Annotated in this window: 21 protein-coding genes and 2 pseudogenes; 10 read left to right on the forward strand and 13 right to left on the reverse strand. The window is 63.6% G+C overall.

From position 1 onward, the window contains the following. Positions 1 to 4,806 precede the first annotated feature (4,806 nt). The 6 genes and pseudogenes from X735_RS01000000166285 to X735_RS141510 all read left to right on the forward strand — a co-directional run bounded on the left by X735_RS01000000166285 (position 4,807) and on the right by X735_RS141510 (position 11,986). Positions 4,807 to 6,961 (forward strand): annotated as a pseudogene (locus X735_RS01000000166285) (penicillin-binding protein 1C). A gap of 412 nt (positions 6,962 to 7,373) precedes the next feature. Beyond that, on the forward strand, positions 7,374 to 7,925 hold the full coding sequence (locus X735_RS01000000166290) for a M15 family metallopeptidase (RefSeq protein WP_245273280.1): 552 nt from the start codon (positions 7,374 to 7,376) through the stop codon (positions 7,923 to 7,925). Between the two features lie 220 nt (positions 7,926 to 8,145). Beyond that, positions 8,146 to 9,182: pseudogene (locus X735_RS01000000166295) on the forward strand (sulfate ABC transporter substrate-binding protein). Between the two features lie 21 nt (positions 9,183 to 9,203). Next, entirely contained in the window at positions 9,204 to 10,055 is an 852-nt protein-coding gene (gene cysT / locus X735_RS141520) for a sulfate ABC transporter permease subunit CysT (protein WP_013530875.1), read from the forward strand. Next, positions 10,048 to 10,932: a sulfate ABC transporter permease subunit CysW gene (cysW, locus tag X735_RS141515; protein ID WP_023813220.1), complete on the forward strand. Its 885-nt coding sequence runs from the start codon at positions 10,048 to 10,050 to the stop codon at positions 10,930 to 10,932. Before cysT ends, cysW begins: the two co-directional genes overlap by 8 nt. Positions 10,933 to 10,945: 13 nt before the next feature. Next, positions 10,946 to 11,986 carry a sulfate/molybdate ABC transporter ATP-binding protein gene (locus tag X735_RS141510; RefSeq protein WP_023813221.1) on the forward strand — a complete coding sequence of 347 codons (1,041 nt, stop codon included), beginning with the start codon at positions 10,946 to 10,948 and terminating at the stop codon, positions 11,984 to 11,986. A gap of 15 nt (positions 11,987 to 12,001) precedes the next feature. Here X735_RS141510 and X735_RS141505 read toward each other — a convergent pair whose 3' ends face one another. The 4 genes from X735_RS141505 to X735_RS141490 all read right to left on the reverse strand — a co-directional run bounded on the left by X735_RS141505 (position 12,002) and on the right by X735_RS141490 (position 13,594). Then, the gene (locus X735_RS141505) at positions 12,002 to 12,400 is read right to left on the reverse strand and encodes a type II toxin-antitoxin system VapC family toxin (RefSeq protein WP_023813222.1); all 399 of its coding nucleotides are present in this window, start codon (positions 12,398 to 12,400) and stop codon (positions 12,002 to 12,004) included. After that, positions 12,401 to 12,673, reverse strand: coding sequence for an AbrB/MazE/SpoVT family DNA-binding domain-containing protein (locus X735_RS141500; RefSeq protein ID WP_023813223.1), 273 nt, complete (start codon positions 12,671 to 12,673; stop codon positions 12,401 to 12,403). 154 nt (positions 12,674 to 12,827) lie between these two features. Next, positions 12,828 to 13,313: a GNAT family N-acetyltransferase gene (locus tag X735_RS141495; protein WP_023813224.1), complete on the reverse strand. Its 486-nt coding sequence runs from the start codon at positions 13,311 to 13,313 to the stop codon at positions 12,828 to 12,830. Beyond that, positions 13,313 to 13,594, reverse strand: coding sequence for a DUF1778 domain-containing protein (locus X735_RS141490; protein WP_023813225.1), 282 nt, complete (start codon positions 13,592 to 13,594; stop codon positions 13,313 to 13,315). The genes X735_RS141495 and X735_RS141490 overlap by 1 nt, the downstream gene beginning before the upstream one ends. 253 nt (positions 13,595 to 13,847) lie before the next feature. On the opposite strand from X735_RS141490, the gene X735_RS141485 reads away from it, so the two are divergent. Both X735_RS141485 and X735_RS141480 read left to right on the forward strand, forming a co-directional pair. Then, entirely contained in the window at positions 13,848 to 14,834 is a 987-nt protein-coding gene (locus tag X735_RS141485) for a sulfate ABC transporter substrate-binding protein (protein ID WP_023813226.1), read from the forward strand. Positions 14,835 to 15,090: 256 nt separating this feature from the next. Then, positions 15,091 to 15,540: an Rrf2 family transcriptional regulator gene (locus X735_RS141480; RefSeq protein ID WP_023813227.1), complete on the forward strand. Its 450-nt coding sequence runs from the start codon at positions 15,091 to 15,093 to the stop codon at positions 15,538 to 15,540. 120 nt (positions 15,541 to 15,660) lie between these two features. Here the strand turns inward: X735_RS141480 and X735_RS141475 are convergent, their stop codons facing one another. Both X735_RS141475 and X735_RS141470 read right to left on the reverse strand, forming a co-directional pair. Then, positions 15,661 to 16,530, reverse strand: coding sequence for an NmrA family NAD(P)-binding protein (locus X735_RS141475; protein WP_023813228.1), 870 nt, complete (start codon positions 16,528 to 16,530; stop codon positions 15,661 to 15,663). 43 nt (positions 16,531 to 16,573) lie between these two features. Further along, positions 16,574 to 16,996, reverse strand: coding sequence for a DoxX family protein (locus X735_RS141470; protein ID WP_023813229.1), 423 nt, complete (start codon positions 16,994 to 16,996; stop codon positions 16,574 to 16,576). 119 nt (positions 16,997 to 17,115) lie between these two features. Between X735_RS141470 and X735_RS141465 the strand changes: the two genes are divergently transcribed. Next, positions 17,116 to 18,021, forward strand: coding sequence for a LysR family transcriptional regulator (locus X735_RS141465; protein WP_023813230.1), 906 nt, complete (start codon positions 17,116 to 17,118; stop codon positions 18,019 to 18,021). Positions 18,022 to 18,134: 113 nt separating this feature from the next. Continuing rightward, positions 18,135 to 18,365, forward strand: a complete 231-nt coding sequence (locus X735_RS1000000168030; protein WP_023813231.1) for a hypothetical protein — start codon at positions 18,135 to 18,137, stop codon at positions 18,363 to 18,365. Here X735_RS1000000168030 and X735_RS141460 read toward each other — a convergent pair. From X735_RS141460 to X735_RS141430, 7 genes are all read right to left on the reverse strand, one after another. After that, positions 18,360 to 18,908, reverse strand: a complete 549-nt coding sequence (locus X735_RS141460; RefSeq protein ID WP_023813232.1) for a gluconokinase — start codon at positions 18,906 to 18,908, stop codon at positions 18,360 to 18,362. The two genes, X735_RS1000000168030 and X735_RS141460, sit on opposite strands and share 6 nt — an antisense overlap. 2 nt (positions 18,909 to 18,910) lie before the next feature. After that, the gene (locus X735_RS141455; protein WP_023813233.1) at positions 18,911 to 19,897 is read right to left on the reverse strand and encodes an ABC transporter permease; all 987 of its coding nucleotides are present in this window, start codon (positions 19,895 to 19,897) and stop codon (positions 18,911 to 18,913) included. Further along, positions 19,894 to 20,874, reverse strand: a complete 981-nt coding sequence (locus X735_RS141450; protein ID WP_023813234.1) for an ABC transporter permease — start codon at positions 20,872 to 20,874, stop codon at positions 19,894 to 19,896. Before X735_RS141450 ends, X735_RS141455 begins: the two co-directional genes overlap by 4 nt. Further along, positions 20,871 to 22,418 (reverse strand): sugar ABC transporter ATP-binding protein, encoded by a 1,548-nt coding sequence (locus tag X735_RS141445; protein ID WP_023813235.1) that lies wholly within the window; start codon positions 22,416 to 22,418, stop codon positions 20,871 to 20,873. The genes X735_RS141450 and X735_RS141445 overlap by 4 nt, the downstream gene beginning before the upstream one ends. A gap of 79 nt (positions 22,419 to 22,497) precedes the next feature. Next, positions 22,498 to 23,625 carry a sugar ABC transporter substrate-binding protein gene (locus X735_RS141440; RefSeq protein WP_023813236.1) on the reverse strand — a complete coding sequence of 376 codons (1,128 nt, stop codon included), beginning with the start codon at positions 23,623 to 23,625 and terminating at the stop codon, positions 22,498 to 22,500. Positions 23,626 to 23,926: 301 nt separating this feature from the next. Next, the gene (locus X735_RS141435) at positions 23,927 to 24,955 is read right to left on the reverse strand and encodes a LacI family DNA-binding transcriptional regulator (RefSeq protein WP_023813237.1); all 1,029 of its coding nucleotides are present in this window, start codon (positions 24,953 to 24,955) and stop codon (positions 23,927 to 23,929) included. Positions 24,956 to 25,132: 177 nt separating this feature from the next. Continuing rightward, positions 25,133 to 26,362 (reverse strand): MFS transporter, encoded by a 1,230-nt coding sequence (locus X735_RS141430; protein ID WP_023813238.1) that lies wholly within the window; start codon positions 26,360 to 26,362, stop codon positions 25,133 to 25,135. Positions 26,363 to 26,420 lie beyond the last annotated feature (58 nt).

The raw sequence follows: 26,420 nt of genomic DNA on the forward strand, positions 1-26,420 counted from the left end.
CGGGCTCGACAAGCGCGATCTCTACCGGCCGGCGCTGCAGGCCTATGAGGCCAGCCTTGCCCTGAACCCTTCGCCGGCGGTCCAGGCCGACTATGCCGATCTCAAGGCCCGCAAGGGTTTTCGCGTCATCGACCATACCGTCGACGCTGACACCAGCGCGCCGCGCATCTGCGTGCAATTCTCCGAGGATCTGGTCAAGACCGGCGTCGACTACGCGCAGTTCGTCACCGTGGACAATGCACCGCCCAAGGGCGTCGAGGCCAAGGACAAGCAAATCTGCGTCGAAGGACTGGAGCATGGCCAGCACTACGACGTCACCTTCCGCGCCGGCCTGCCGGCGGCAATCGGCGAAGTGACCGCGGCCCCCGTGGTGCTGTCGATCTATGTGCAGGACCGCGCACCGTCCGCCCGCTTCACCGGTGACAGCTTCGTGCTGCCGGCTGGCGCGCGCCGTGGCATTCCGATCGTCACCGTCAACATGAACGCCGCCGAGATGAAGCTCTATCGCATCGGCGATCGTTCGCTCGCCCAGCTTCTGTCGGGCTACCAGTTCCTGCACCAGCTCGACGGCTATGACATCTCCAACATTTCCGAGCAGATGGGCGCGCCGGTCTGGCAAGGCCAGCTCGACATCGCCGATGATCTCAACAAGGAGGTCACCACCTCCTTCCCGGTCGACGAGGCGGTGCCGCAGCGCAAGCCCGGCGTTTACGTGCTGACCGCCCAGGCCGTCAACGACAAGAGCGACGACTACAATTCGATGGCCACGCAATGGTTCGTCGTCTCCGACATCGGCCTGTCGACTTATACCGGCCAGGACGGGCTCAATGTCTTTGCCCGTTCGCTGGGCAGTGCCAAGCCGATAGCAGGCGCCGAACTGACCCTGGTTGCCAGGAACAATGAGGTTCTCGGCACGGCGACATCGGATGCTGACGGCCATGCCGTCTTCAACCCCGGCCTGACGCGCGGCGACGGCGGCATGGTGCCGGCCGTGCTGATGGCCAAGCAGGGCGACAATGATTTCGTCTTCCTCGACATGGGCCGGGCCGGCTTCGATCTGTCCGACCGCGGCGTCACCGGGCGCGCGGCGCCCGGTGCGCTTGACGTCTATGCCTGGACCGAACGCGGTATCTACCGCGCCGGCGAGGATGTTCATGTCGCGGCCCTTGCTCGCGACGGCGCCGCCAAGGCAGTCGAGAACCTGCCGCTGACCTTCATCTTCTCGCGCCCCGACGGTGTCGAAAACCGCCGTATCGTCAGTGACGGCGCATCCGCGGGCGGCCATGCCGTCGACCTGCCGCTCGAACCCAACGCCATGCGCGGTACCTGGTCGGTGTCGATCTACACCGATCCCAAGCAGCCGGCGGTGGCCAGCCACATGTTCCTGGTCGAGGATTTCGTACCGGATCGCATCGAATTCGACATGAAGGCCGACAAGCAGGAAATCGCCCTGGGCGAAACCGCCAATATCGACATTGACGGCCGCTTCCTCTATGGCGCTCCGGCGGCCGGCCTGGCGCTGGAAGGCGAGCTGACGCTGTCGACGTCGCGCGACTGGGACCGCTTCCAGGGCTTTTCCTTCGGTCTCGCCGACGAGCAGTCGGCCGAACCCACGGTCACCCCCCTCGCCGATCTGCCGGTGGTCGGCGATGACGGCAAGGTGACCTTCCCGGTCTCCGTCGACCAACTGCCCTCGACCACCAAGCTGGTCGACGCCAAGGTGACGGTGAGGATGCGCGAATCCGGCGGCCGCGCCATAGAGCGCTCGCTCAACATCGGCATCCGCCCGCAAGGCCATATGATCGGCATCCGTCCGGATTTCGCCGACAATGAAGTGCCGCAGGGTGGCACCGCCAAGTTCAGCCTGATCGCCGTCGATCCCGACGGCAAGCGCGAGGCGCTGAAAGGCGCGCAGTGGACGCTGGTCAAGGTCGAACGCAATTACCAGTGGTACCGCTCCAACAATTCCTGGAACTACGAGCCGGTCAACTTCACCAAGTCGATCGCCAACGGCCAGGTCGACCTCAGCGCCGACGGCGACGCAACGGTCTCCGTGCCGGTCGACTGGGGTCAGTACCGCCTCGAAGTCGAGACATCGGATCCCGAGGGACCGGCGACAAGCTACGAGTTCGATGCCGGCTGGTATGTCTCCTCGACCACCACCGAAACGCCTGACGGCCTCGAAATCGCCCTCGACAAGGACAATTATGCCGCCGGCGAAGTGGCCAGGCTGAAAGTCTCGCCGCACTTTGCCGGCGAACTTCTCATCAACATCGGTTCCGACAAGCTGTTGAAGACCGTCACGGCATCCGTGCCGGCCGGCGGCAGCACGGTCGACATCCCGGTCGGCGACGACTGGGGTGCCGGCGCCTATGTCACGGCAACCCTGTTCCGGCCGGGCGAGGCGCAGGAAACGCGCATGCCGGCGCGCGCCATCGGCGTGAAATGGCTGAAGGTCGATCCGGGCTCGAAGAAGCTGGCCGTCACCTTGACGCCGCCGGACAAGACCATGCCGCGCCAACAGCTGTCGATCCCGGTTTCGGTCGCCGGCGTGCAGCCGGGCAGCAATGCCTATGTCATGGTTGCCGCCGTCGATGTCGGCATCCTCAACCTGACCAACTACAAGGTACCGGACCCGGAGAACTGGTTCTTCGGCCAGCGCATGCTGGGCATGGAAATCCGCGACATATACGGCCGCCTGATCGACGGCTCGCTTGGCAACACCGGCAAGCTCAGGACCGGCGGCGACGGCGCCAACATGCAGGCGCAAGGCAGCCCGCCGACCGAAAAGCTGGTCGCTTTCTTCTCCGGTCCTGTCGAGCTCGACGCCGACGGCAAGGCGCGGATCGACTTCGACATCCCACAGTTCAACGGCACCGTGCGCGTCATGGCCGTCGCCTGGACCAAGGAAGCGGTCGGCCACGCCCAGTCCGACGTGATCGTGCGCGATCCCGTCGTCATCACCGCCGGACTGCCGCGCTTCCTGGCGCCCGGTGACGCCGCCGTCATGCGCATCGATGTCGCCGACACCGATGGTCCGGCCGGCGACTACGCCTTCTCGATCGAAACGACGGGCGACCTGTCGACGGGCGACAAGCCCCTGCCCCAGAAGCTGACGCTCGCCCAGGGCAAGCGCCAGACGCTGACCGTGCCGCTGATCGCACAGACGGCCGGCAATGCCTCGCTTACCATCAAGCTCGCCCATGCCGACGGCACCAAGGTCGAGCAGACGCTCTATGTACCGGTGCGTCCGGCGCAATTGCCGGTCACCACCCGGCTGGTGGTCGACCTCAAGGGCAATGGCGGCGCGCTGCGCGTCGACAAGGAGCTGCTCGCGGCAAGCCTGCTCGACGGCGCCTCGATAGATCGGAAGAGCGTCGTGTAGGGAAAGANATCTACAAGGTGCTGAGCTACCAGGCTTCGGCCGGCAGCTTCGGCCTGTGGGGTCCGGGCTCCGGCGATCTGTGGCTCGATGCCTATGTCACGGACTTCCTGACCAGGGCGCGCGAGCAGAAATACGACGTGCCGAGCCTGGCCATGAACCAGGCGCTGAGCAATCTGCAGAACTCGCTCGGCTACGACCAGAGCGTCCAGGACCGTGGCAGCGAGATCGCCTACGCCCTCTACGTTCTGGCCCGCAACAAGAAGGCCTCGATCGGCGACCTGCGCTACTATGCGGACACCCAGCTCGAAGCTTTCTCAAGCCCGATGGCCGTTGCCCAGCTGGCGGCAAGCCTGGCGCTCTACGGCGATACACCGCGCGCCGAAGCCACCTTCAAGACTGCCTTGCAGTTGGCAAAGTCCACCACCGACTACGACTACTACCGCTCCGACTACGGCTCGCGGCTGCGTGATGGCGCGGCGATGCTGGCGCTGGCGGCGGAATCCAAGCCGGTGCCGACAATCGTGCCGGAACTGATCAAGCTGGTGACCAGGGAACGCGCCGAAGCCCGCTGGACCAGCACCCAGGACGAATCCTGGATGCTGCTTGCGGCCCGCGCGCTGAAGGAAGGCAATGATTCGATCACGCTGGCCGTCAATGGCGCGGCGCATTCCGGCGGCTACTCCAACCAGGTGGAAGGCTCTGACCTGGCCGACAGCCCGCTGACCATCGCCAACACCGGCAAGACCCCGCTGCAGGCAGTCGTTACCACCGTGGCGTCGCCGGTCCAGCCCTTGCCGGCCGGCGGCGACGGCTTCACCATCAGCCGCACCTACTACAAGCTCGACGGCACCGAGGCCAATGTCACCGAGGCGACGCAGAACGAACGCTATGTCGTCGTGCTCAAGGTCAACGAGCAGAACAAATGGCCGTCGCGCCTGCTGGTCACCGACCTGTTGCCGGCCGGCTTCGAGATCGACAATCCCGGCCTGGTCTCCAGCGCCCAGCTGACGAACTTCTCCTGGCTGGCGCAGACCGATGCGGCCCATCTCGAATTCCGCGACGACCGTTTCGTCGCGGCGTTCAACCCGGCCGATGGCGATCATGACCACAATCTGACACTCGCCTATGTCGTGCGCGCGGTGACGCCGGGTACCTATGCGCACCCGGCGGCAACGGTGGAGGACATGTACCGGCCGCAATATTCGGCCCTCACCGCCACCGGCATGATGGAGGTCAAGGCGCCGTAAGGCTCCGATGGTGATGGACGCGATAAGCAAAGTGCCCCCTCACCCGCCCTCCTCTTCGCTCGGTCGACCTCTCCCCGAGGGGAGAGGAGACGACCAGCGCCGGCGCCAGTCTCTTCTCCCCATCGGGGAGAAGGTGGCCGCGAAGCGGCCGGATGAGGGGGCGTCTTTCCAGCCATGAAGATACTTCGCAAACTCGCTATTGGAGCCGCAGGGGGCGCCTGCCTTTTGGCGCTCTCCGCAGCCAGCCTCTGGGAACTCGACCGTGCTTTCCCACCCCCGCTTCCAGCCGAACTCACGGTCTCCACCGAAGTCCAGGATCGCGACGGCGAATTGTTGCGCGCCTTTGCCACGCCGGACGGGTACTGGCGGCTCGAAACCCGCCTCGACCAGGTCGACAAGCAGTTCGTCGACATGCTGGTCACCTATGAAGACAAGCGTTTCTGGGACCATGGAGGTGTCGACGTGCTGGCGCTGGCCCGCGCCGCCGGCCAGTTCGCCACCAGCGGCCACATCGTCTCCGGCGGCTCGACGCTTTCGATGCAGCTTGCCCGGCTGATCGAGCCGCGCGAAAGCCGCAGCCTCGGCTCCAAGGTCAGGCAGATGCTGCGCGCCATCCAGATCGAGCGGCGATTGTCGAAACGCGAAATCCTCGAACGCTACCTGACGCTGGCGCCTTATGGCGGCAATCTGGAAGGCGTGCGCGCCGCCNAAACGCGAAATCCTCGAACGCTACCTGACGCTGGCGCCTTATGGCGGCAATCTGGAAGGCGTGCGCGCCGCCTCGCTCGCCTATTTCGGCAAGGAGCCGAAACGGCTCACCGTTTCCGAATCCGCCCTGCTCGTCGCTCTGCCGCAACTGCCGGAAAAGCGCCGGCCCGACCGCAATTTGAAGATCGCCCACGCCGCCCGCGACCGGGTGCTGACCCGAATGGTCTCCTCCCGCCTGCTCGGCGAGCGCGAGGCCGCACGGGCCGCCCTCGACGATGTCTCGGACCTGCGCCGCACGCTGCCGGCGCTCGCCGCGCACGCCGCCTATGCGATGTTGCCCAAGGCCGTCCCCGGCCAGCCCTTGCAGCTGACGATCCGCAAGAGCGTCCAGGAGGGGCTGGAACAGGTGGCGAGGGACGCGGCCACCAAGCTCGGCCCTCGCCTGTCGGTCGCTATGGTGCTGGCCGACTCCCGCACCGGCGACATCCTTGGCGAAGTCGGCTCGGCCAATTTCTTCGACGCCAGCCGCTCCGGCTGGATCGACATGACAAAGATCGTCCGCTCGCCCGGCTCGACGCTGAAGCCCTTCATCTACGGTCTGGCCTTCGAACAGGGCCTGGTGGCGCAGGAAACGCTGATCGACGACAGCCCCGTCGATTTCTCCGGCTACCGACCGAAGAATTTCGATATGGGCTACCAGGGCGATGTCAGCATCCGGCAAGCGCTGCAATTGTCGCTCAATGTGCCGGCGATCCGCGTGCTCGACGCGGTCGGGCCAACGCGGCTGATGGCGCGCTTCCGCCAGGCCGGCGTCAGCCCCATACTGCCGGTCAACGAAGCCCCGGGCCTGGCCATCGGTCTTGGCGGCGTCGGGGTGACATTGCGCGACCTCGTCCAGCTCTACACAGGGCTCGCCAATGGCGGCAAGACGCACACGCTGCATGATGGCACCGAGCCTGCCAATGCCGAGCGCACCAGCGCCACCATCCTCGACGGTCAGGCCAACTGGCAGATCATCGACATATTGTCGGGCGTCAAGCCGCCCGAGGGTGCCTTGCAGCGCGGCATCGCCTACAAGACCGGCACGTCCTACGGATACCGCGACGCCTGGTCGATCGGCTTCGACGGCCGCTATGTGCTGGGCGTCTGGGTCGGCCGCCCCGATGCCGGCGCGGTGCCCGGCCTTTCCGGCTATGTCTCGGCCGCTCCCATCCTGTTCGAGGGTTTTGTCCGCTCGGGCATCGCCACCGTCCCCTTGCCGGGCAAACCGCCCGGCATGTTCAGCCCCAGGCGCGAGGACCTCCCGGTGACGCTCGCCCGCTTCGGCGCCGGGTCGGACGGACTGGTGCAGGCGACAGTGACCGAACCCGCACCGACCATCATCTTCCCGCCCGACGGCGCCCGCGTCGATCTCGGCACCAGCTCTGCCGACGCCTCGCCGCTTGTGCTGAAGCTGCAAGGCGGCCGCGCGCCGTTCCGCTGGCTGGCCAACGGCAAGCCGCTCACTGGCATCGACCGTCGCCGCACCGCGACCTGGCAGCCCGACGGCGCCGGCTATTCGACACTGACCGTCATCGACGCCGCGGGGCGTGCGGCGAGTGTGAAGGTGTTTGTCGAATAGATCGCGCCAAGCGATTCATGGAATTGGCTTTCCACAGGCTCAGCGGATAGCAGGATACTCACCCCATGCCTGTTCCGAGGCACCCCCCTCTGGCCTGCCGGCCATCTCCCCCGCAAGGAGGGAGATCGGATGTCCTTTCCGCTTTCGCCAACTGTCAAAGACAATACGCAACGGCAAAGCTGCCAATCTCCCCCCTTGCGGGGGAGATGCCCGGCAGGGCAGAGGGGGGTGCCTCGCGCCATCTTCTATCGTCAGCAGCCTCAGCACTGGCAGCAACAATCCTTATCGCGGCAACCACACTCCCCGCTTTGGCCGATGCCCTGCCCGCCGGCTTTGTCCGGCTCGCCGATGTCGATCCCTCGATCCGCCAGGACATACGCTACGCCGGATCGGATAATTTTCTGCATCGCAAGTGGACGGCTATGACGCCCCGGCCTGCATCCTCACTGGGCAGGCGGCAAAGGCACTGTCCGCCGTCCAGAAAGCGATCGCCGCCAAAGGCTTGACCCTGGTGTTGTTCGATTGCTACCGCCCTGCCCGCGCCGTCGCCGACATGAATGAATGGACGCGCGAGGGCGGGCCGCCCGATCCGCAATGGTATCCGAAGGTCAGGCGCAGCGACCTGATCGCCAACGGCTATGTCGGAGAGCTGTCGACCCATTCACGAGGCTCGACCGTCGACGTCGCCATCGCCCGGACGGACCGCAGGTCCAGCCCCAACCCGGCCTGTGGCGCGGTTGATGCCGACACGCTCGATTTCGGCACCGGCTTCGACTGCTTTGATCCGATGAGCGAAACCGCCCACCGCGGCCTTGCCAGTGAAGCGGCGGCAAACCGCAAGATGCTTGTCGACGCCATGCGCGCTGGCGGCTTCAAGAACTATGCAAGGGAATGGTGGCACTTCACGCTGAAAAGCGAACCGTTCGCCAGACAGCGTTTCGACTTTCCCATCACCGCCGATTGATGCACCGGACCAAATTCCACACCTTGCCTCGGCACCGCCCCTTGCTAGATAGGCTGAGTGGCCGGGCCATGGATTCTTCCTTTGGCCGCAAGAGGAAAATATTTCTCCTAACGGCGAAATGGCGTCGAACATTTTCTCAAGAGGGGCAAAAAAGGCAACATTGAATGCATCTAATTTCTACCAATTCGGTAGATTTGGCGCGGGTTCAACGGAGGCAGAAATGACCAAACCTCATTTCAGGAAACTGCTCGGCGCACTGGTCGCCACATCTGTCCAGTTCGGCACGCTCGGTTTCGCGTTTGCCGATACCACCATTCTCAACGTGTCCTACGATCCGACACGCGAGCTCTACAAGGCCTATGACGAAGCTTTCGTCGCGCATTGGAAGGCCGAGACCGGAGAGACGGTCACCGTCCAGCAGTCGCATGGCGGATCGGGCGCCCAGGCCCGCGCCGTGATCGATGGCCTCGACGCCGATGTGGTGACGCTGGCACTTGAAGGCGACATCAATGCCATCGTCTCGAAGGCGAAGAAGATCAATCCGGACTGGCGCACCAAATTCGAAAACAATTCAGCGCCTTACACCTCGACCATCATCTTCCTCGTTCGCAAGGGCAATCCCAAAGGCATTCACGACTGGAGCGACCTCGTCAAGGACGGTGTCCAGGTGATTACGCCTAATCCTAAAACCTCCGGCGGCGCGCGCTGGAACTATCTCGCCGCCTGGGCCTACGCTAACGCCAATGACGGCGGCGACGAGGCCAAGACCAAGGAGTTCGTCGGCAAGCTCTACGCCAATGCCCCGGTGCTCGACACCGGCGCGCGCGGCTCGACCGTGACCTTCGCGCAAAAGGGCTTGGGCGATGTGCTTATCGCCTGGGAAAACGAGGCCTATCTGGCGCTCGACGAGTTCGGTGCCGACAATTTCGACATCGTCTACCCGCCGACCTCGATCCTGGCAGAACCGCCGGTGGCGGTGGTCGACGCCAATGTCGATGCCAAGGGCACGCGCAAGGTCGCCGAAGCCTATCTGAGCTGGCTCTATTCCAAAGAAGCGCAGACGNAGCCCAGACGATCATCGCCAAGAACCACTATCGTCCGGCCAAGCCCGAGCTGGTGGATGCGGCTGACATTCCGAAGACGCCCGAAATCAAGCTGATCTCCATCGACGATCCGCTTTTTGGCGGCTGGAAGAAGGCACAGCCTTATCATTTCGGCGATGGTGGTATATTCGACCAGATCTACAAGCCCCAGTAAGCAGTCGATATTCAGGACGACATGACCACAGCACCCGCCCAGGCGGGGTGGCGATTCAGGCAGCCGAGCGTAATTCCGGGTTTCGGATTGACGCTCGGCTTCTCGCTTGCCTACCTCACCCTCATTATCCTCATCCCGCTATCCGGGCTGCTCTGGCGCTCGGCCGCCCTTGGCTGGCCTGAATTCTGGGCGATCGCCACCGATCGCCGCACCATCAATGCGCTGAGAATCAGCTTCGGCACCGCCTTCGTCGCAGCTGCGGTCAACGTCGTCTTCGGCACGCTGGTCGCATGGGTGCTGGTGCGCTACCGCTTCCCCGGCCGCCGCATCGTCGATGCCATGGTCGACCTGCCCTTCGCCCTGCCGACGGCTGTGGCCGGCATCGCGCTGACCACGCTCTACGCGCCGAACGGCTGGATCGGCAAATTGCTGATGCCGCTCGGCATCAAGGTAGCCTATACGCCGCTCGGTATCGTCATCGCGCTGATCTTCATTGGCCTGCCCTTCGTCGTGCGCACCGTGCAGCCGATCATGGAGGAGATCGACAAGGAAGTGGAGGAAGCCGCCGCCACGCTTGGCGCCAATCGCTTCCAGATCATCACCCGCATCCTGTTTCCGGGCCTGGCGCCGGCCATCGTCACCGGCTTCGCGCTCGCCTTCGCGCGTGGCGTCGGCGAATATGGCTCGGTCATCTTCATCGCCGGCAACTTGCCCTACAAATCAGAAATCGCACCGCTGCTGATCGTTATTCGGTTGGAGGAATACAATTATCCGGCGGCAACCGCGATCGCGGCGATCATGCTCGCTTTGTCGTTCATCATGCTTTTGGTCGTCAACCTCGCACAGTCATGGAGCCGCAAGCGCTATGGCTGACCCGGAGATCAAATCCTACGAACCGCATCATGAAAGCCAGTCGGCGGCGGTCACGGAAAGCCGCCCTGCGCGCCTGGCTCTGATGGCCGTCGCCTTCGCCTTCCTCGGCATTTTCCTGCTCTTGCCGCTGATCATCGTCTTCAACGAAGCCTTCGCCAAGGGCATCGGTGCCTACACCGAAGCGCTCGGCAGTGCCGACACCCGCTCGGCGATCCGGCTGACGCTGCTGGTGGCGGCGATCTCGGTGCCGCTCAACATCGTCTTCGGCATCTCCGCCGCCTGGGCGATCGCCAAGTTCGAGTTCAAGGGCAAGGCCTTCCTGACCACGCTGATCGACCTCCCCTTCTCGGTCTCGCCGGTCATATCGGGCCTCGTTTATGTGCTTCTGTTCGGCGCCCAAGGGCTGCTCGGCACCTGGCTGAAAGCGCGTGGCATCGTCATCCTGTTTGCCGTGCCGGGCATCGTGCTGGCCACAATCTTCGTCACCTTCCCCTTCGTCGCCCGCGAGTTGATCCCGCTGATGCAGGAACAAGGCAATGGCGACGAGGAGGCAGCGCTTTCGCTCGGCGCCAATGGCTGGCAGACCTTCTGGTACGTGACCTTGCCCAACGTCAAATGGGGGCTGCTCTACGGCGTGCTCCTGTGCAATGCGCGTGCCATGGGCGAGTTCGGCGCGGTATCGGTGGTGTCGGGTCACATACGCGGCCTGACCAACACCATGCCGCTGCATGTCGAAATCCTCTACAACGAGTACAACGCCGTCGGTGCCTTCGCCGTCGCTTCATTGCTTGCGGGCCTGGCGCTCGTCACGCTGGTCTTGAAAACACTTCTCGAGATGCGCTACGGCGCCGAGATCGCCGCAACACGCGGGCACTGACAAAGGGACCACTATGGAAGTTCGCGTTGCCAACGTGCGCAAGGAGTTTGACCGGTTTCCGGCGCTTCACGACGTCTCGCTCGACATCAAGTCGGGCGAACTGATCGCGTTGCTGGGACCGTCCGGTTCCGGCAAGACGACACTGCTCAGGCTGATTGCCGGGCTGGAGCGGCCGACACGGGGAAAGATATTCTTCGGCGACGAGGACGCCTCGCACAAGTCGATCCAGGAGCGCAATGTCGGCTTTGTCTTCCAGCACTATGCGCTGTTCCGGCATATGACGGTGGCGGACAATATCGGCTTCGGCCTGAAGGTCCGGCACGGACCGTCGCGCCCGCCGGCGCAGGAGATCCGCCGTCGCGCCTCCGAGCTTCTGGATCTCGTCCAGCTTTCAGGGCTCGAAAAGCGCTATCCGGCGCAGCTCTCCGGCGGCCAGAGGCAGCGCGTGGCGCTGGCGCGCGCCATGGCGATCGAGCCCAAGGTGCTGCTGCTCGACGAGCCGTTCGGCGCGCTTGACGCGCAGGTGCGCCGGGAATTGCGCCGCTGGCTGCGCGAAATCCATGACGCCACCGGCCACACCACCGTCTTCGTCACCCACGACCAGGAAGAGGCGCTGGAGCTTGCCGACCGCGTCGTGGTGATGAGCCAGGGCCGCATCGAGCAGGTCGGCACCGCCGACGATATCTACGACACGCCGAACTCGCCCTTCGTCTATGGCTTCATCGGTGAATCAAGCTCGCTTCCCGTCAAGGTCGAGAATGGCGAGATCTGGCTCGCCGACCGTCCGATCGGGATTGCCGCGCCCAACGAGCCCTCGGGCGATGCGACGCTCTATTTCCGCCCGCATGATGTCGAACTGCTGGACGGCTGCAGCGGCTGCATCGCCGGCACGGTCGCCGCCAGCCGCCGCGTCGCCGGCACGCGCCGGGTCGAGCTTGAGATCGGCGGAGAGCGCCAGCGGGTCGAAATCGAACTGCCGGTCGATCACCCCGCGGCCCAAAAAAGCCGGGTGGCGTTCCGCCCCGGACGCTGGAAGCTTTTTCCGGCGGCTTGATCCCCTGGTCGAGGGCTACGCCAGCCAGTTCTCGACCTTCAGGCCTTTGATCCGGTTGAACTCGCCCGTGTTGGCGGTCACCAGCGTGGCGCCCAATGCACAGGCATGAGCGGCAATAAAAAGATCGTTGTGGCCAATGGTCTGGCCTGCCGCTTCAAGCTCGGCGCGAAGTCCGCCATACTCGGCATCCACCGGCACATCGAGCGGCAAGACAGGAATCTCGGCCAGCAAGTCTTCAACCTTCTTGAGCAGCTTGGCCGATCCCTTCCTGGCGCAGCCATATCGCAATTCCGAGGCGACCACGATGCTGGTGCAAACCGCGTCATCTCCCTCGCGCGACATTGCCCTCGCGGCCTTGCCAGCCGGGTTTCGGATCATGTCGCTGATGATGTTCGTATCCAGCATGAACCGCATCTAGAAAATGTCCTCGGATTTGACTGGCGTGTCGTCGATCTCGGGGAAGTCGTCTTCAGGATCGAGCGGCGGCTCTTTCGCCCACTGGGCGAGCAACGCGGTGAGGCCAGGTTTGCGAACCGGCTCGATGACAAGACGATCGCCTTCCCGGCTGATCAGGACTTTTTCGCCGGGAAGCTCGAACTCGACAGGAATGCGCACCGCCTGGCTGCGGTTGTTGCGAAACAGCTTCGCCTCCTTGGGCGGCGTTGTTGAATGACGGTTCTGGGGCATGTTGCAGCTCTTTGTATATGCCATTTGTATATGCCAAACAGCGCCACGGTGCAAGGCCCGGGAAAACTCGGCACAGGAGACATCGCCTGCCATCGCACCCCGGAACGTTTCGGTCTGATGGCGGTCGGCTTAATTCATGCTTCGAGCGACACGACTATCCTTTCGTCACGCCTTTCAGCGACAGCACCAAGGTCATTGGGTTTTTCGGCGAAGCCGCAAAACCGTAGTGTTCGTAAAAGGCTTTCGCCTCATCCGATATGGCATGAACAAATATCCCGCGAATCCTGAGGATCGTCGCGGCGCGACCTGCCCGTAAAACGGCGTCTTGCAGCAGCGCGGCACCCAGCCCCTTGCCTTGCCAGCCCGCGTCGACGGCAAGACGCCCGAGCACGACCATCGGAATGGGATCAGGCATGTTGCGACGAATGGCGCCGGGTGCCTGCGCGAGATCAAGCCCGCCCGAAGAGAGGCAGTAATAACCGACAACGCGCGCGTCTTCCGCCACCACATAGGTACGCGACGCGCCGCTGACCTGGTTGGCTCGCGCCCTCACGCGAAGCCATTGGTCGAGACTTTCCGTCCCGCTTCGAAAAAGGTCGAGATCGTGGTTTTCGGCCAGAGGCGCGGGCGCCGATAGTATCATCCCTGCCACGGCCTGGGCACGTTCATAAGGCGTGCAAAACCTTCACCGCTTGGCGTCTCATCGAGGATGTCGAGATAGTGCCGATAGCTCTCGGGATCCACCTTGATCAGCGCCTGGTCGAGCAGCGTGTCCTCGGCCGCACGATATGCAGCATCGATCATAAAGTCGGAACGGGTCTTCCCGCGTATTTTCGCAGCACGGTCGATCAATATGCGCACATCCTCTCGGATGCGCAGATTGACAGGCTTGGCGTGGGTCTCGGGTGTGGTCTTTGTCATGGCAGCGCTCCTTGTCGCTCCCGTAGCACACCTGCATACACAATGTGTATCTTTTTTCGGAACAGTCAAACGAATTGGAACGATCGGCGTCCACCGAGGCGAAGTCGCACTTGAAAGAAAAAACTATGACCCTTCTATTCCGGGGATAGGTTTTCTAGAAGCGATGCATTGATCCTCGGACCCATGCCTCGTCGCACACCACGCACCCCGGCTATGGTCCGACCATAAACACATTGCATCGGAGCCTGTTTTCATGAAGCGATTTTTCCTCGGGCTTGCCACCGTCGCCGGCCTGTTCCTCGCATCCTCCCCGGCCTGGTCGGCTGACAAACTGCTCAACGCATCCTATGATGTCGGCCGCGAACTGTTCGTGCAGGTCAACAAGGCTTTCATCGCTCAGCATCCGGGCGTCACCGTCGACCAGTCGCATGCCGGCACTTCGGCGCAGGCGCGCGCCATCGCCGAGGGCCTTGGCGCCGATGTCGTTACCTTCAACCAGGTCACCGACATCGACTTCCTGGTCAAGAAGGACCTCGTGTCGGCAGACTGGCAGAAGAACTTTCCCGACAACGCCTCGCCCTTCTATTCGCTGCCGTCCTTCCTGGTACGCGCCGGCAACCCCAAGCATATCAAGGACTGGAACGATCTCGTGCGCGACGACGTGCAGGTGATCTTCCCCAATCCGAAAACCTCCGGCAATGCGCGCTACACCTATCTGGCGGCCACCGCCTACGCCAAGGAGGCCTTCAAGGGCGACGACGCCAAGGTGAAGGAGTTCATCACCAAGCTGTTCAACAACGTGCCGATTTTCGACACCGGCGGCCGCGCCGCGACCACCACCTTCGTGCAGCGCGAGATCGGTGATGTGCTGATCACCTTCGAGTCGGAGACGCGCGGCATTCGCAAGGAGTATGGCGACGGCAAGTTCGAGCAGGTCACGCCTTCGGTCAGCCTGCTGGCCGAATTCCCCGTCGCGATCGTCGACAAGGTTGCCGACGAGCACGGCACGCGCGATCTGGCCAAGACCTATCTCGACTTCCTCTACACGCCGGAGGGCCAGGACATCGCCGCCCGCAACGGCCTCAGAGCCCGCGACGCCGCTGTGGCGGCAAAATACAAGGCCGATTTCCCCGATATCCGGCTGCTGACGGTGGAAGACGTCTTCGGCGGCTGGGACAAAGTACAGAAAGAGCATTTCGCCGCTGGCGGCCTGCTCGACCAGACCTACGGCAGCCGCTGAAGGCCGCGATATCTGCGGAGTAGACGGAAAAGCCGGCGCCCTGCCGGCTTTTTTCGTTTTTGAACGCCGAAAACCTGTTATCAGCAGAATATCCGCCTTCTCAGTGCAAAACGTTACAAAGAATCAACGCGTTTGTGCCTAACGTGCAATTTGGCGGCTGTTTCGCGAAACATCATCGCGCGGCGAAAACGTCATTATTTGCACACAAACAGTCGCCAGATGCGAGTGGTTGGGGCTTCAATGGGTTGATCTGGGCATGCTGACAAAAAAAGGCAAATACGGCCTCAAGGCCCTCGTGCATCTGTCCGGCCTGCCGGCCGGCCAATTGGCTTTCGTCAACGATATCGCGGTGGCCAACAACATCCCGAAGAAATTCCTCGATGCCATTCTGGGCGAGTTGCGCAATGCCGGCTTCGTTCAGAGCCGCAAAGGCAAGGAAGGCGGCTACCGCCTTGCCCGGTTGGCCTCCGAAATCAAGATCGGCCATGTCGTGCGCGTGCTTGACGGGCCGCTGGCGCCGATCCCTTGCGCCAGCCGCACGCAGTATCAGCGCTGCGAGGATTGCGACGAGGCGACCTGCCAGGTCCGCCACATGATGCTGGAGGTGCGGCAGGCTATCGCCGAGGTGCTGGACAATCGCAGCCTCGCCGCCATGCGCGATGCGGACAATGACGATTTTCCGGTCGAGCTGACGTCGCAGATCTAAACCACCGACTGCAAGCTGACCGCGCTCAGACAGACATGAGATTCTTCCATTGAAGAGGGAGTTCTCCAAATCCCGGGTTGCGAAGACCTGAAATCACAGGAGAACCCCATACAGTTTGGCCTACCCGTTCAAATTGGACGCAGCCTCGAATACATCGCGTGCGGACGTCGTACCCGCCACGTGCTCCGTACCCGCCACACCGAGGTCCATCCATCCCGCATTCACGGCCTCGTACATTTCTTCGGCAGGTCCGCTGTGGCCCTTCGGGATGCCGAATTGCTCGAGCGCTTCCGCCCACCCCGCACGCGGGATTGCAAAGGCTTTCACGTCGAGATTCAGGACTTCGCCCAATTGCTCGGCGACGTCGTCCGCGCTGACCATCGAACCAAGCTCGACGATGCGCTGCCCTGACCACATTGGCCCGGTCAAAAGCGTTGCGAATTCCGCGCCGATGTCGTTCGTCGCGACCATTGTCGATTTCCGGTTTGTCGGATTGTAGAAAGCCGGCAGCGTTCCGCCCTGCGCGACCTGCAACCCGAAAAGAAAATTCTCGAAGAATCCGCCTGCGCGCACAAAAGCAACTGGCGATGTCAGGTCGCGAAAACCTTGCTCCAGAAGGGACAAGGCCGCGATTACCCCGTGCCCGCTGGTTCTGTTCGCCCCCATAGACGAAAGCGCAACCACTCGCGGCGGCGCTGTCTTGGTGAGCGCCTCGACATAGCTTGCAATCACGCCCTTTGCTTCCTTGTAATCGGGCGAAGGCGCCCAGACAGGGGGCAGCATGACGAACGCGCCTTCGACGCCTTCGAGCGCTCGCTCGATGGCTGCCGAATCGTTCCAATCGCCGTCAACGAGCTCCACGCCCCGGTTCGCCCAGCTCAACGCCTTCTCGCGGTCGCGGACCAGCGCGCGCACCTTCTTGCCTTGCGCTAGCAAATGCCTTGCCGTCGCGCCGCCCACGTTTCCCGTGATTCCCATTACTAAGAACATGTGTTTTCTCCTGATGTTTAGGGACAGAGCTGCCCCTGTTGGTTCAATGGATGAGCGGCAGAATGGCCCGGATACGGGGATCGCGCAGATAGAGGCCGCCCCAGGTCATCGCGCCCAGAAGCAGGGAAATGATTTCCGGCGGCGACCCCAACTCACCGATGCGGAGATGGGCGCAGATGGCACCTCCCAGAAAGCCAGTCACCAGGATCGCGCCGAGGACGGCGGTGACCGGGATGGCATAGAGGATGGCGCAGGCGAGTATGATCGGACCCACGACACCGGTCAGGTCCATCGCGAACCCGGTTTCCTGCAACATGCTCGCGATCCGTGCCGGCGCGAAAAGCTGAACAGTGCCGTCTGCCATCAAAGCGATAACGACAAACGCGCTCATTATCCGGCCGGCCCACAGGGCGCGATGCAAGGTCATAGTTTCAGGTGTCTGATGCAGGTTCACGGTTTCCGACACTTGTCATTCTCCATTGGGAAGATCCCATGTTCCAAGCTTACTGTGCCCCCAAGACGTGATAAACACCGAGGAAATGAACCGACTGTTCTCTTTTCGGGAAACAATACCGGGGCACGAAAATGCAAAATCTCGAACCCATCCTCATTTTCATAACGGTAGCGGAAATGGGGAGCTTCACCCGCGCAGCCGACAGCCTGGGCATCCAAAAGGGGAGAGCCTCAACGGCGGTCCGGAAGCTGGAAGAAGATCTCGGTGTCAGGCTCCTGCACCGGACGACGCGCAGCGTGCGGTTGACGGAAGACGGACGCGCATTTCATGCCCGTGCCCGCGATCTGCTTGCTGAAGTCGATGATCTGCACTCGATGTTCGCCGGCGATCGCGTGGCACTTCGCGGGCGTTTGCGGGTCGACCTTCCAACCGAAGTGGCGCGCACAACGATCGTGCCGGCCTTGCCGGATTTCATGGCGGCGCACCCCGAGTTGGAGCTGGAGGTGTCGAGTACGGATCGGCAAGTCGATCTGGTTCAAGAGGGGTTCGATTGTGTATTGCGGCTTGGACCCATTCGGGACGAGACGCTGATTGCCCGCCCACTGGGCCTGTTGCGCATGGCCAACGCTGCCAGCCCCGCCTATCTGGCGCGCCATGGCGTCCCTCGGTCGCTGGAAGATCTCCGGCGTCAGGAACATAGGACAATTCACTTTTCGACGGTGCTGGGCGCGAGACCCTATGGATGGGAATATCCGGACGGCGACAGCTACGCGACGCTTCAGTTGCCAGGTGGGCTACACGTCAACAGCGCGCAGACCTACGAAGCCGCCGCCCTCGCCGGCCTTGGTGTGATTCAGGCGCCACTCTTGGGCATTGGCCGATACTTGGAGAGTGGAGCGCTTGTCGAGATCATACCCGATTTTCGTCGCCGGGCGCTCGCCGTGTCCCTCGTCGTTGCGCATCGGAGCAATCTGTCGCGCCGAGTCCGCGCATTCATGAAATGGATCGAAGATGTGCTGACGCCATATATGGAATAGCGACACGAATATCTTCGTCCGACCCTCGAAATCAACATTTCTGAAGTTGTGTCTGCCGATCGGCGGTCCGGCGTCGCGGGCGCCGGCTCAAGCACGGACATGAGTACCGGGCCGTGCTCAGCCCCGCGCTGGCGCCGGAGGCGTCTGTCACCCCGGCAACGGACACCGCCAGGGATGGCGCCAAGAACATGGCCGTGCAGGCTCACTACATCCTGCTCAAGCGTGACCGCCTGCTGGAGGCGCTGAGGCTCTACCCCGAGCAGATGCTGACGTGGTCCCGCCGGCAGCGGCTGACCGAGGCCCAGGACAGCACCGGCATCGGCACTGACGATGAAAGTTCATGACCGGCGTATCAGTCGGACCGCGGCAGCGACGAGCTCACCGACCGGGCGCGTCGCATCGAGCGTCAGGGCCCGCTCCTCCACTGCCGGCGGCTCGAGGATGGCGAACTGGCTGTCGACCAGGCTTGCCGGCATGAAATGGCCCTTGCGGTTGCCGACACGCTGCCTGGCCGTGGCAGGGTCGATCTCCAGATAGAGGAAGACGATTTCCGGGCAGAAGCCGCTCAACCGGTCGCGGTAGCTGCGCTTCAGTGCCGAGCAGGCGGCAACCACGCCCTGTCGGCCGCCCACCGACTCCGCGATGCGCTCGCCGATCGCGTTGAGCCAGCCTTCGCGCAGTTGATCGGTAAGGGGTTCGCCGCTTGCCATGCGTGCGACGTTTTCCGGCGGGTGCAGCCTGTCGCCCTCGATAAAGGTAACGCGCAGCGCGGCCGCCAGCGCAATACCGACGGCCGACTTGCCGCAGCCGGCGACGCCCATCACCACGATGGCCGGAGACACCGAGCCGGGAGCGCCCGCTGGCGCCTGTGCTGCCTTTTCATCCACTGTCAGCGGCTTGCCGGCGCGCGGCCGTAGAGCAGCAGCATGGCGACGATGACGACACCATAGATGATCTGCCGCCCCGCCTCCGGCATCTGCATGACCGACAGGATGGATTGCAGCAGCGTGATCAGGATGACACCGGCGACAGTGCCGAGATAAGAGCCGCGTCCGCCCAGGATCGAGGTGCCGCCAAGCACCACCGCGGCGATCGACGGCAGCAGATAAGCGTCGCCCATCGACTGCGCCGCCTTGGAGGCATAGCCCGCCAGAAGCACGCCGCCGAAAGCCGAGAGCCCGCCGGAGACGGCGAAGGCGATCATCACCACGCGCCGCGTATCGATGCCGGAGAGATAGGCCGCGCGCTCGCGGTTGCCGATGCCGTAGACGGTGCGGCCGAAGCTGGTACGGGTCAGCACGAACACCATCGCGGCCCCGATCAGCGCCCAGATGATGACCGCGTTGGGCACGCCAGGAATGGCGAAGCCGGTCGCCAGGTAGCGCATCGCGCCCGTCGCCGAATCCTGCGGCGAGAAGCCGCCGGTGTAGACCACCATCAGCCCTTGCGCGACGGCGTTGGTGGCCAATGTGATGATCATCGAGGGGATGCGCAGATAGGCGACGCCGATGCCGTTGACGACGCCGATCAGCATGCCGCAGAAAATACCGAACGGAATGGCCAGCGCCACGCCGACCGGGCCGTAGGCCGCCGCAGCGCAGGCCATCATGGCGCCCGCCGCCACCGCCCACGGCACCGACAGGTCGATCTGACCGAGCAGGATGACCAGCATCATCCCGGTGGCGATGACGCCGAGGAATGAAGCCACCTTGAGCTGCTGCAGAAGATATTCAGGCGACAGGAAGCTTCTGGAATAGAGGCTGCCCAGGAACAGCAAGAGAACGATGCAGGCAAAGGCCGTCAGCACCGCCGGATCGGCACGGCGGATGAATCTGGGCACGCGGCCGGCAATGCCGCCAAGCGTCGTTTCGCTCACAGGAACCACTCCAGCCGGTTGCGGACCCGAAACAGGGCGAAGGCGCCGAGGCTGACGGCGACCAGCAGGATAACGCCCTGGAACAGCGGCTGCCAGAGCGGATCGAAATCGAAGACGAACAACAGGTCGCCGATGGTGCGGAAGGCCAGTGCGCCGAAGATGGCGCCGATGGCGCTGCCCTTGCCGCCGAACAGCGAAACGCCGCCGAGCACCACCGCGGCGATCGAAAACAGCGTGTAGGAGTTGCCGCTGGCATAGGCCGCTTCACCCGTATAGGTGAAGAAGGTCAGGAACAGTCCGCCGATCGCCGCCAGCAGGCCGGCCAGCGTGTAGGCGGCGAACTTGCCGCGCCGGATCGGCACGCCGGACATGTAGGCCGCCGTCTCCGACGACCCCGCCGCATAAGCCGCGCGGCCGAGCACCGAGCGGCTGAACGGCACCCAGATCACCAGCACGACGGCCAGCAGGACGACCAGGCTCGCCGGCACCACGCCGAACGCACGGCCGGTCAGCGCGTCGGCCAGATCCTCATTGACCGAGCCGCCCGGAAATGGCCGCAGCAACAGGCCGATGCCGTAATAGACGGCGCCTGTGGCAATGGTGGCGACGATCGGCTGCAGCCGGCCATAGATGACGATGGCGCCGTTGATCGCGCCGCACAGCAGCCCTACCGCCAGCACGGCGATGACACCGAGCGTCGTCTGCATCGGCGTGCCGACCACCAGCCAGGAGGCGAGGCAGTTGGTGAGCAGGAAGATCATGCCGACGGACAAGTCGATGCCCGCGGTGATCACCACCAGCGTCTGCGCCATGGCGACGAAGGCGAGCAGCACACCCTTGTTCGACGCCGTCTGCACGACATTGGCGGTGAAGCCCGCCGGATGGTTCGAGGTGTAGATGACGAACATGACGATGAAGATGCCGAACGCCAGCAGCGTTCCGCGCTGCTCGGCCAGCCAATAGCGCCAATCTTTCACGCGCTTGCTCCCAGGCCCACTGGGCTCTCCTCGCCATGGATGTTGAGCGCGCTTGATATCAGCGCCCGCTCGGTGATCTCGGCACCGACCAACTCGCGCTTGACCGCCCCGTCATAGAGCACCAGCACGCGATCGCAGCAGCCGATCAGTTCGTCATAGTCGGTCGAGTAGAACAGGATCGCCGCACCCGCGTCGGCCAGTTTGCGCATCAGCTGGTACAGTTCCTGCTTGGTGCCGACGTCGATGCCGCGCGTCGGATCGTTGAGCAGGATGATGCGCGGCTGGCGCATCAGCCATTTGGCGATGACCACTTTCTGCTGGTTGCCGCCCGAAAGCGCGCCGACCGGAATGTCGAGGCCCGCCGTCTTGATCGCCAAGAGGCCGACCATGTCGTCGATCAGCCGCTGCTCGGCGGCGCGATCGATGATGCCGGCCTTCGACAGCCGGTCGAGCGCCGCGAACGACAGGTTCTCGCGCACCGTCATCGGCAGCATCAGCCCTTCGGTCTTGCGGTCCTCGGGAATGAGCGCCATGCCGATGCCGTCGTCGCGCGCAACGGATGGACTGGTGATCGAGACAGACTTGCCGTCGATCAGGATCTGGCCGCTGAGGCCCCGCAGCACGCCGAAGAAGGCGAGCAGCAATTCGCGCTGGCCCTGGCCGTCGAGGCCGCCAAGGCCGACCACCTCACCTGCCCTGACGGTCAGCGAGATATCGTGCAGCCGGTCGGCCCATGAGAGCTTGCGGGCCTCGAGCCTGGGGGCCGCGGTGGCAGGCACGGCCGCCGGCTTGGGCGGAAAGATATGGCTGTATTCGCGGCCGATCATCAGTTCGACCACCTCATTGTCGCTCTTCGAGCCGGCTGCATAGCTGGCGACATTGCGGCCGTTGCGGAACACCGTGCACTGATCCGCCAGTTCGGCGATCTCGTTCATGCGGTGCGAGATGTAAAGCAGCGCCAGCCCTTCCGAGCGCAGCCGCTTGAGCACCGCGAAGATCTTCGAGACATCCGCGGCGGTCAGCGCGGAGGTGGCTTCGTCGAGGATGAGGATGCGCGGCTTGCGTGCCAATGCCTTGGCGATCTCGACCATCTGGCGGCGCGACAATGGCAGGTCCTTGACCAGCGCCAGCGGGTGGATGTCGGCGGCGCCGGCGCGAGCAAGTGCTTCTTCGGCGATGCGGCGCTGCGCCTTGCGGTCGATCATGCCGAAGCGTTTGGGCGGATCGGAAATGACGATGTTGTCGGCCACGCTGAGCTCAGGGACCAGCGACAGTTCCTGGAAGATGCAGACGATGCCGGCCTTGTTGGCGGCCCCCGGAGAAGCGAAGGTCGCCTCGCGCCCGTCCAGCGTCATGCGGCCCTCATCGGGCGCCACGACACCTGCCATAACCTTGATCAGCGTCGATTTGCCGGCGCCGTTTTCACCGAGAATGGCGTGGATGCTGCCGGCTTCGACGACAAGCTCGGCCTTCTCCAGCGCCCGTACGCCGCCATAGCGCTTGGATATGCCTTCCATACGAAAGAGCGGAGCCGCACCGTCCATCGGCCCTCCCAGGGCGATTGTGGGATTGAGACAAGCGCCGCGGCTCAAGCCGCGGCGCCAGGTGACAGCCAGCGATGATTTACTGGTTTTCCTTGGTCTGACCCATGATTTCCTGGGCGCTGAAATTGATGCCGCAGGTCGGGAAGGAATTGCCGACGAAGAAATTATCGGATTCCTTGGGGAAATAATCCGTGCCTTCCTTCAAGTTCGGGTCTTCGGCGATCGCCAGCGGCAGCTTCACCTCTTGTGGCACAACCTCGCCTTCGAGTGCGGCGATCGCGGTCTTGATGGCGACGGCGACCTGAGCCGGACCCGAGCCTGCGGACGAGCACTTCAGCCCGTCGGCCGAATGCGCGGCGCAGAACTTGCGGAAGCCGTTCTCGGTCTCGCCGCCAAACGGCACGAACGGATGCTTGGCGTCGATCATCGCCTGCACGATGCCGGTGTCGCCGCCCTGCCCGGTGATGCCGTCGAACGGACCGTTGGTGGCGATCGCATCCGCGGTCACTTTCTGTGCCACGCCGTCATCCCATTTGCCGGCGACTTCGGTCACGTCCCACTTCTTGCCGGACGCGTCGAAGACCTCGTGGATGCCGTTGTGACGATCGGTGTCGACCGAGGTGCCGGCGACGCCGCGCACTTCCAGGATCTTGCCGCCGTTCGGAATCTTGGCGACCAGCCACTTGGCCCACAATTCGCCAAGGCCCTTCTGATCGACATTGACGTTGATGGCGTCCTTGGTGTCGAGGATGTTGTCGAAGGCGACCAGCACGATGCCGGCTTCCTTGGCGCGCTTGATGACCGGACCGAAGGCCGTCGGGTTCTGGGCGTCGGTGACGATGGCGTCATAGCCGGAATCGATGAAATTGTTGATCGCCGAGATCTGTGCCGGCACGTCCTCGCCCGTCGAGACGACCTTGAATTCCTTGATCTTGGCTTTGACTTCAGGTTGTGCGGCGTAGGCCTTGGCCGTCTGCACCATCTGGATGCGCCAGGTATTGGCGATATAGCCATTGGCAAAGGCGATGCGGAACGGCCCTTCCTTCTTGGGATATTTGAAGAATTTGGTCTCCGCGCTCCACGGCGCGAAACAGTCCGCCTGAGCGGCGGGACCCGACACGATTTCGGGTCCGGCGGCCATGGCGGCCGAATTGAGCATGACGAATGCAGTGGCGGCAACGACGCCACCAACAAGTGACTTGATCATCGATAATCCTCCCGATTGCAGTTCAGATTGTTCGTTTCGCAACGCGAATTTTCGCGCGATGGACCGGCACCTCCCGCCTCGCCATGCGCGTCCTTGGCCGCCCGTGGTGGCCGACCCGGTTCCTCCCTTGTCGCCCCCAGCGGTACGAAAACTATCATATTATCCATAATAAACAAGTATTAGTTGTCGCTTATGTATAATAAACAGGTACGCCCTGTCGTTTATGCACCTGCCTGCGGGAAATGGTAGCGCTACCAAATTGGCGTGTAAACCGGCATTTGCACAGTCGCTCCTGTGCGTTTCAACGCGCCGTGCTCTCGCGGCGCTTGAGCTCGAAACCGAGGTCGACGATCCGTTGCTCCGGTCTGTTGCCGGCGATCGCCGCAAGCGCCATGGCAACGGCACGCCGGCCGATCTCATAACGATGGGTGCGGATGCTGGTGACCGAAGGAAACGCCACCTGCATCATGTCGAGATCGTTGAACCCGACGATGCCGATCGTCTTCGGTACCGCGATCGAGGCGCGATGGCATTCGAACAAGACGCCGAGCGCGATATCGTCATTGTTGCAGAAGACACCGTCGAGTGTCGGCACCTTGGCCAGCGCATCGCGGAACATCTCGCGGCCGAGCGAGACGCTGGACAGCACCGGCGTAGTGGTGACGAGGCGCGGGTCGAACAGGCCCGCGGCCTCCATCGCCGCGCGATAGCCGGCAAGGCGCCGCTGCGAACGCGGATCCATGCGCGCGCCGATGAAGCCGATGCGGCGATAGCCCGCCTCGATCAGATGCTCGCTCGCCGCCCTGCCGCCATCCAGATGCGAGAAGCCGACCATCATGTCGACCGGATCGGGACCCGTTTCCATGACCTGCACCACAGGGCAGCCGGCACTTTCCAGCAGCTTTCGCGAAGCCGGTGTCTGATCGATGCCGGCGACGATCAACGCTGCCGGCCGTTGCGAACCGAACACCTGCAGCAGCCGCTCTTCCTCGAGGCCGGAATAGTGGGTGTTGCCAAGCTGGATGCGGAAGGGGCTGGCCGACAGGCTGTCATAGATGCCGCGCACCACCTCGGCGAAGACGTTGTTGGTAAGCGACGGCACCAGCACGCCGAACACCTCCGCGCGCGCCGAGGCCAGGGCCCGGGCATTCGGGTCCGGCACATAGCCCAGTTCGTCGACGGCGGCCTGGATCTGGCGGCGCAGCTCTTCGGACACACGCTCCGGCTCGCGCAGGGCGCGCGACACGGTGATCGCACCAACGCCGGCCTTGCGCGCGACATCCGCGATGGTAGGGCGGCCGCCGCCCCGGCGCGAGCGCGGCTTGGTCAAGGGCGCACTCCTGGCGACGGGCTTGTGCAGCCAAGCGCCTTTAGAACCATATTCAGGGTCTTTGCCACCGTCGTCATGCCAAATCGGCCTGTTGCCGCACCCATCCGCCTTCCGGCGTCGCGCAGCCTTGGGTGGTTGTCAAGCCGCGCAGCTCCCGGACCATTGGGCAGGGTGAGCTCAGGCCATCACGGCTGTGCTGCGCCGTGCCTTCCACAACAGCAGCCCGATCGCCAGTATGTTCAGCAAATTCCAGGCGATGCCGTTGAGGAACGCAGCCGCATAGGAGCCGGTCAAATCGTAGATCCAGCCCGACATCCAGCCGCCGATCGCCATGCCGAAGATCGTCGCCATCAAGACGATGCCGATACGCTGGCCAGCCTCTTTGGCCGGCATGTAGTCGCGCACGATGATCGCGTAGCAAGGCACGATACCGCCCTGCGACAGGCCGAACACCAGCGACACCACATAGAGCGAGGCAAGCCCGTCGAATGGGATGTAGAACAGCAGCGACAGGCATTGCAGCACCGAGCCGATCATCAGTGTCCACACCGCGCCGATGCGGTCGGCGAGAAAGCCCGATGCCAGCCGACTGACGACGCCGCCTGCCATCATGATCGACAGCATGTCGGCGCCATGTGCGACGCCGTAGCCAAGGTCCATGCAATAGGCGACGATATGCACTTGCGGCATCGACATCGCCACGCAGCAGCCGAGGCCGGCGACGACCAGCAGCACCTGCAACGCCGCCGGCGACAGCGGCATCGACTGCACCGGCCGGCTTCCGGGCGAACCGGCGGCAGCCGCAACTGGGGCACCGCGCCGCAGCATCAGCACCAGCGGCACCATAGTCACCAGACAGAAGATGCCGATGGCGGCATAAGTGAAGCGCCAGCCTTCCGCCTTTATCAGCGTCGGCATGATGGTCGGCCAGATCGCTCCGGCGAGGTAGTTTCCGGCGGCCGCCGCGGTCACCGCGACACCGCGCCGGCGGTTGAACCAGTGCGAGATATCGGCGATCAGCGGCCCGAAGATCACCGACGTGCCGATACCGATCAGCACTCCTTGGGCAAGCGTGAATTGCAGGATCGAGGTCGACAGCGCCGCGAGAAGCAGGCCGGCGGAAAGCGCAATCGAAGAGAGCAGCGCCGGGATCCAGTATCCCATCCGGTCGATGGCGCGGCCGACCAGCACGTTGCCGGCGGCAAAGCCGACCATGGTCGCAGTATAAGGCATGGACGCCGCTGCGCGGTCGACGCCGAACTCGGCCTGCACCGCGGGCAGCACGACGACGACTGCCCACATTCCGACGGCGCCGATCGTCGCCAGCAGCATCGAGATGGCAAGCCGCATCCAGGCATAGGAGCTGTCGATGCCGGGGCCGGGCTGGATGCTGTCGGTTCGGGTCAAGGCGTTTCCTGTCGGCGGTCTCGGAGATCGGCTGCCGTTTGCGCCACTATCGGCGCAT

Origin of the sequence: Mesorhizobium sp. L2C084A000, assembly GCF_000502875.1 — a bacterium.
Lineage (GTDB): Bacteria > Pseudomonadota > Alphaproteobacteria > Rhizobiales > Rhizobiaceae > Mesorhizobium.